The organism is Olleya sp. UBA1516 (assembly GCF_002323495.1).
Taxonomy (GTDB): domain Bacteria; phylum Bacteroidota; class Bacteroidia; order Flavobacteriales; family Flavobacteriaceae; genus Olleya.
Map to the genome: position 1 here is coordinate 1 of NZ_DCQO01000002.1, position 5,674 is coordinate 5,674.

General features: G+C 28.8%; 5 protein-coding genes. All 5 read left to right on the forward strand.

The features are described 5' to 3' along the window. Positions 1-124 precede the first annotated feature (124 nt). On the forward strand, positions 125-370 hold the full coding sequence (locus B2989_RS00440; RefSeq protein ID WP_292942504.1) for a hypothetical protein: 246 nt from the start codon (positions 125-127) through the stop codon (positions 368-370). A 3-nt stretch (positions 371-373) separates the two neighbouring features. Next, positions 374-1,126: a GLPGLI family protein gene (locus tag B2989_RS00445; protein ID WP_292942506.1), complete on the forward strand. Its 753-nt coding sequence runs from the start codon at positions 374-376 to the stop codon at positions 1,124-1,126. Positions 1,127-1,162: 36 nt separating this feature from the next. Continuing rightward, positions 1,163-1,888 (forward strand): GLPGLI family protein, encoded by a 726-nt coding sequence (locus tag B2989_RS00450; RefSeq protein WP_292942508.1) that lies wholly within the window; start codon positions 1,163-1,165, stop codon positions 1,886-1,888. Between the two features lie 230 nt (positions 1,889-2,118). Next, positions 2,119-2,871 carry a GLPGLI family protein gene (locus tag B2989_RS00455; protein ID WP_292942510.1) on the forward strand — a complete coding sequence of 251 codons (753 nt, stop codon included), beginning with the start codon at positions 2,119-2,121 and terminating at the stop codon, positions 2,869-2,871. Positions 2,872-2,875: 4 nt separating this feature from the next. Continuing rightward, positions 2,876-5,554 (forward strand): carboxypeptidase-like regulatory domain-containing protein, encoded by a 2,679-nt coding sequence (locus tag B2989_RS00460; protein WP_292942512.1) that lies wholly within the window; start codon positions 2,876-2,878, stop codon positions 5,552-5,554. Positions 5,555-5,674: the final 120 nt, after the last annotated feature.

Consider the following 5,674-nt stretch of genomic DNA (forward strand, 5'->3'; position numbering starts at 1 on the left):
TTTTTTATTTTTTCGACAACTTATTACAAATTTAATAGCGACAACTATTAATTTAATATCGACTAATAACTTAATTAATAATCAACCAGTTTAAACAATTTGCTGTTTTAAAATTTTAGAAAGTATGAAAAAAGTATTAGGATTAACTTTTGTGGCTTTATTTATGATGAGTACGACATCGTCTAATTTTAAAAAAATTGAAGACCCATCGTTTAATTATGATCACTGTTTTGCTGGTGCTGAAGGTTATGAAGCCTTAGGCGTTTCTTTGGGTCTTGATGCTGAGGCTGCTTATGCAGTAGGAAACACTTATTTTGATAAGTGTGTTTTAGAAGTAGATTTTATTGCTGGATCTTATTGGAGTCAATAAATTATGAATAGAACAAGCTATATTATTTTCATTTTTCTATTGGTGGCAAATTCTTATGCTCAGCAAAGTTTAACCGTTGATTATAAAATAACTTTTAATAGTCAAAAAGTAGAAAATGACACCATTAAAAAGCACTTAAATAAAATTGAGGATGCGCCAGAAGTGGTAAAAACCTATAGTAAGGGAATTGCATTATTAAGCTCGATAAAAATGATTTTAAATGCTAATCAAAATTCAGCAGTTTTTACTGGAGTAAATCAAATGGATAATGATGTTAATCCGTTTGAGTCTAAACTTGCTAAAATCATGTCTGAACTTGAAACCAAGTATTATTATAACATCAAACCTAATGAATGCAATAAGTGGTTTAAATTTTTAAATAAAAAATACATTTATAAGGATTCTATTAGTATTAAAAATTGGAAGATTACAAACCAAAGTAAAACAATTGATAAGTACGTCTGCTATTTAGCAACAACAGATTATGTTGAATATGTCAATGGAAAAAAGCAATTGCATAAAGTATCAGCTTGGTTTGCACCAGAAATACCATTTAGATTTGGTCCAAGAGGATTTTATAATTTACCAGGATTAATTTTAGAATTAAATTTTAAAACTTTAATTTATACTGCTACTCAAATTAAATTTCATAAAAACAGTCAGGAGCTTGAAAAAGTACCAAAAGGCGAATTTATTTCTAAAGAAGAATTATCTTATAAAATAGCTAAACTTAAAGAAGAAAGAAAGAATAATTAATACAATTTTTCAGCACTTAAAATAACTATTAATTCTATGGTTAAAATTAAAATTTTATTATCAATTTTTTCACTATTCGTTTTAACTAATAATACCAGTAATTCCAATGCGATTTCAGTAATATATAAAATAAAAGTGTTGAAAGATAACGATCGAAAAGATCTTGATGACAAAACAAAAACAACTTTAAGCTCTATAAATAAAGCGTTATCAGAGTTAGAGTATGTTTTGTATTGTAATTCAAAATCAAGTCATTATTCTATTAATGACAAGCTAGCAGTTGAAGATGGTTTAGCTTTTAAATTAGCAAAAAAAATTGCAGGGAGTGGCATCTTTTACAAGGATGACTCAATAAAGATTAAGCACAAAATGTCTTTTGGAGAAAAGTTTAATGTTGTATACCCATATAAAGATAATTGGATAATAACTAAAGACACTAAAATAATTAATGGATACAAGTGCTACAAAGCAACTACCGTCAGGGAAGAAAAGAATTATTATAAAGATACATATCAGAAGTTTTTTCCAGAAGTTTGGTTTGCTCCTGAAATACCTTATCAGTTTGGACCAAGAGGATTAGATGGGTTGCCAGGACTAGTACTTGAAGGAACAATTAATGGAAAAACAATATTTTATGCCTCGACAATAAAATTTGATTGTGATGATTGTTTACAAAAAATCATTAAACCTAAAGCTAAAAAAGAAATTTTAAAAGACGATTACAATAAGTTAATGGCTGAGATAAGAAAGGAACAAGAATAAATCATAATAAAATTACTTGTAATGTTTAAAAAAACATATTGTTAATTCCGCTCATATTAGCAGGATTTTATCTACAAGCATAAACCATAACTATACAAGGCAAAGTGTCAGACAGCTTGCAATAACCCTTGCAATATGCTAATATTTTGACAGTTTTTATTAAGAGGTTAGCGTTTTTAATTTAAATCAAATCCCTACTTATTTTTTTTAAACAGTTTCAATTTTTAATTATGAAATATATTTTAATATTCTTACTATGTTTTGCTTATCAAGGAATTAGTCAAAACAAAATTAATAAGGTAACCTACAACAGAGTAGTAAACCTTGAGGCTATAAAAGAAAATTTAAAAAGTGACTTTTCTGAGTCCTCATTAAAAAAAATAGTTGAAGATGCTGATAATTATAAACATCTTAGTTATAGCTTACTATTTGATGCAAATCAATCCTACTTTTCTTTAAATGACATTAAAATAACTTTAGATTCAGACAACGAACAAAACGAGTTAAATAAAATTATAAAAAGAGCAAAACACCAAAAGTATTACGTTAATCTAAAAGAGAACAAAACATTGTATGCAATGACAATGGGAGGCGAAAAACTTTTGGTTGTAGATAGCACAAAGCAACTAAATTGGAAGTTGACTAAAGACTATAAAAAAATTGGCGATTATACTTGTTTTAAAGCACAACTATTAAATGGCTCAGAGGTTTTGGCTTATAAAGATGGTATGGCTATAGAGGCATGGTATACACCACAAATACCAGTACCTTTTGGTCCACTTCAGTTTGAAGGTCTGCCTGGATTAATCTTAGAAGTAAATGTAGGTAATAACACTTATTTTGCTTTAGAAGTACAATTTGATGTAGACCATAAAATAGAGCAACCAACTGAGGGAAAAGAGGTACAACGAAAAACTTTTTTTTCTGAAATTAAAGCTAATTTAGAAGCTAGAATAAAACGAGCAAAGCAATCTAGACAATAAAGCTATGTTAATTAAACATTTAGTTTTGATTTTAGTAATGTCAATTAGTGTAGCTCTACAAGCGCAAACCATTACCTTGCAAGGTAAAGTGTCAGACAGCTTGCAACAACCCTTGCAATATGCTAATATTTTGGCAGTTCCAGTTGCAGATAATATTGACGTTACGTTTGCAATTACTAACCAAGATGGTAATTACAAATTACAATTAGAAAAAAATCAAAATTATACCGTAACAACAAGTTTTTTAGGGTTTTCACCTAACGTCGAAGATGTTAATTTAGACAAAGACACCTCCAATAACATCATTTTAAAAGAAAATTTAGACCAATTAGACGAGGTCACTATTACATACACTCCGCCAATGGTGGTCAAAAAAGACACCATTGTTTATCTAACAGATAAATTTGTAACAGGCGAAGAACGTAAACTTAAAGATGTCCTTAAAAAATTACCAGGTGTAGACGTGGATCGGAGCGGTAATGTCACAGTTAATGGTACTAAAGTCTCTAAAGTTTTAGTAGAAAATAAAACCTTTTTTACAGGAGACAGTAAACTAGCGGTTAATAATATTCCTGCAGATGCAGTAGATAAAGTTGAGGTTTTAGATAATTACAATGATGTCGCAATGTTAAAAGGTTTGCAAGATAGCGATGACATGGCTTTAAACATTAAGTTAAAAGAGGACAAGAAAAAATTTATGTTTGGAGATATTGAAGCTGGAGCAGGCATAAAAGACCGTTACGTAGTGCATCCAAGTATTTTTTATTACAGCCCTAAAACCAATGTAAACGTTATTGGTGATCTTAATAACACTGGTGTCAAAAGTTTTACTATTAAAGATTATTTAGAGTTTGAAGGAGGTGTAGGTAAATTGTTAAGCGATGCAGGAAACTATTTTAAACTATATCGCAGTGATTTTGCCCAATTTTTAGACAATCAAGATTATAAGTCTAGTACCAACCAATTTGGCGCCTTTAATATCAGGCAATCCATTAACCAGGTTACAGATTTAAGCGCTTATGCGATTGTTAATAACGAAAAAAATACCACTGCAAGTAATACCATAAATACCTATCAAAATATTGACCAACCATTTACAGAACAACGCTTTGCTAATAATGCGTTGGATAATTATTTTACCATAGGAAAAGTAACTTTAGAGTATAAACCAACCATAAAAGAAGATCTAAATATAAATACCGTAATAAAAGTAACCAACAATAAAGGTTTAGGAGTAATAAATACGATTAATCCATCACAGGATAATACTATTAGCACAACTAACAATGTTACAGGATTAAATCTAAAGCAAAACTTTAATTATAGCAGGAAGTTATCCAAAAATCACACCGCAACTTTACAAAGCATATATAATTTTAAAAATGATCAACCCATTACTAATTGGCTAACCAATCAGCAAATATTACAAGGTTTAATACCCTTGCAAATAGATGTAAATTATAATATACAACAGATTAAAACGGTAAAAACCAATAGCGTAAATATCATTTTAAAAGACTATTGGGTACTAAATAATTTTAATCATTTATATACGTCTTTGGGTGTTAATGCAGCATTTAATAGTTTTAATACTCAAGATTTACAACAACTTAGTGATGGTACTATTAACAATTTTGAAACCGCAGGATTTAATAATCAGTTGCATTATAATTTAATGGATACTTATTTAGGCTTAGAGTACAAGTTTCAAATAGGGATTGCAACATTTAAGCCTGCAGCTTATCTTCATTTTTATAATTGGCAGGCTAATCAATTGTCTCATGGTATAAGTAATTCTAAAACAGTACTATTACCTCAATTTACTAGTAATATCGAGTTTAGTAATTCCGAAAAAATAGATTTTAAATATAAGCTTAATGCTACTTCTCCAACAGTAAACAGGATTGCAAATAATTTTGTTTTAAATAATTTTAATAGTGTGTTTAAAGGTGACGCAAACCTAAGTAATACATTATACCATACTGCAAGTGTAAGTTATAGGAGATTTAGTTTGTTTAGAGGTTTAAATTATAGTCTGATTACAACTTATAATAAACGTATAAAAAGCATAAAAAACACAATACAGTTACAAGGTATCGAGCAGTTTAGCACACCAGTAATGTTTGATCAACCAGAGCAAGCGCTTAGTGTGTCTGGTCGTTTTTCTAAAAATATTAAAAAGCTAAAGCTGAAATTTAATTCTAGATGGAGTTATAATGATTACTATCAAATTGTAAATCTAAATACTAGTTTAAACAGTTCTAAAAACTTTAATAATACCATGAGCCTAGATACTAATTTTAAAAACCATCCTAATATTGAGGTTGGTTATAAGCACGCGACTAGTAATTACAAATCTAGAGGAAATCTTACCCAGTTTTTAAATACCAGTTTTTTTACCAATTTGGAATATGATTTTTTAAACGACTTTATTTTTAAAGCAGACTACAGTTTAGATACCTTTAATAACAAAACAACAAATAACACCAATCAATTTGATATGGCTAATGCCAGTTTGTTTTATCAAACCGAAGACAGTCCTTGGGGTTTTGAGGTTAGTGCAAGTAATATTTTTGATGTCAAATTTAGACAAACCAATAACTTTAGTAACTTTTTGATTCAGGATAGTAAAACATTTGTTTTACCACGTATTATCATGTTTAAAGTGATTTATAAATTGTAAAAAAAATTGATTTTTATAATTTTAATATGCTTAAAAACAGATAGGTGTGGTTTTAACCACAACACAAAATGAGTAAAATACGCTGTTTTCGATAAAGCGCAAAAAAAAAACGATTAAAAA

Bases quoted from the DNA above. Each gene is read 5' to 3' on its own strand.
- B2989_RS00440 (WP_292942504.1), top strand. From the start codon at position 125: ATGAAAAAAGTATTAGGATTAACTTTTGTGGCTTTATTTATGATGAGT.
- B2989_RS00450 (WP_292942508.1), top strand. From the start codon at position 1,163: ATGGTTAAAATTAAAATTTTATTATCAATTTTTTCACTATTCGTTTTA.
- B2989_RS00460 (WP_292942512.1), top strand. From the start codon at position 2,876: ATGTTAATTAAACATTTAGTTTTGATTTTAGTAATGTCAATTAGTGTA.
- B2989_RS00445 (WP_292942506.1), top strand. From the start codon at position 374: ATGAATAGAACAAGCTATATTATTTTCATTTTTCTATTGGTGGCAAAT.
- B2989_RS00455 (WP_292942510.1), top strand. From the start codon at position 2,119: ATGAAATATATTTTAATATTCTTACTATGTTTTGCTTATCAAGGAATT.